The organism is Dolichospermum planctonicum (assembly GCF_005402965.1).
Taxonomy (GTDB): Bacteria; Cyanobacteriota; Cyanobacteriia; order Cyanobacteriales; family Nostocaceae; genus Dolichospermum; species Dolichospermum planctonicum.
This window is the reverse complement of the sequence record NZ_BJCF01000181.1, coordinates 1-253: the sequence shown is the minus strand read 5'-3', so window position 1 is coordinate 253 and position 253 is coordinate 1. Positions and strand designations below refer to the sequence as shown.

Here is a 253-nt window from a genome sequence, read left to right as displayed (position 1 = left end):
GTCGGTAACTATGCTTACGTAGCTGATGCTGGTTCAGGACTACAAATCATTGACATCAGCAACCCCACAACCCCCACCCTCAAGGGCAATTATGATACATCTGGCTCTGCTATAGGTGTGCAAGTTGTCGGTAACTATGCTTACGTAGCTGATGCTGGTTCAGGACTACAAATCATTGACATCAGCAACCCCACAACCCCCACCCTCAAGGGCAATTATGATACATCTGGCTCTGCTATAGGTGTGCAAGTTG

Annotated in this window: 1 protein-coding gene; it reads left to right on the top strand. The window is 47.8% G+C overall.

Features of this window, described 5'->3' with window-relative positions; all coding sequences use genetic code 11:
- The coding region (locus FFO06_RS20965) for an LVIVD repeat-containing protein (protein ID WP_201275516.1) at window positions 1-253 on the top strand (253 nt) is incomplete at both ends.